This window comes from Pseudomonas juntendi (assembly GCF_009932375.1).
In the GTDB taxonomy this organism is placed as follows: Bacteria; Pseudomonadota; Gammaproteobacteria; order Pseudomonadales; family Pseudomonadaceae; genus Aquipseudomonas; species Aquipseudomonas juntendi.
Window position 1 is genome coordinate 1 of sequence record NZ_BLJG01000404.1, and the last position, 528, is coordinate 528.

General features: G+C 66.3%; 1 protein-coding gene. It reads right to left on the reverse strand.

The annotated features are described in order from the left end of the window. Positions 1-128: 128 nt before the first annotated feature. Positions 129-528: MFS transporter (locus tag GYA94_RS26350; RefSeq protein ID WP_161893420.1), on the reverse strand; the 400-nt coding region annotated here is incomplete at its 5' end.

Consider the following 528-nt stretch of genomic DNA (forward strand, 5'->3'; position numbering starts at 1 on the left):
TTACCAGCCGCCTTGACCCCAAGACGATCCACGCGTTGCGCCACGCTGTCAGGCAGATGCGCCTGGCCGTTGTGCTGGCGCCAGTTGCCGTCGATTGTCGACCAGGTATCGCTGCCTGTAACAGGCGCCTAGGCCGCCCCGGCGGAGGTGCGAGCTTCGGTTTTACGCGCGGCAAGCAGCCATGCCAGCAATGCCAGGGCGCCGATGACCAACCCTGCCGCGACGATGCCCAGCCAGCCTTGGCGCTGGTACAGCTGCGTGCCTAACAAAGAGCCTAGCGCCCCGCCAATGAAGTAGCAGGTGATATACCCGGCGTTGAGCCGGGTACGCGCTTCGGGCCGCAGGGCGATCACGGCGTTCTGGTTGCTCACGTGGACCAGTTGCACCGCCAGGTCGAGCATCAGCACGCCTAGGAGCAAGGCCAGCAGTGACTGTTGGGCAAACCCCAGCGGCACCCACGACAGCAGCAGTACCACCAGGCCCACGGTGGTGCCCAATTGGCCCTTGCCCCGGTCGGCCAGGCGCCCG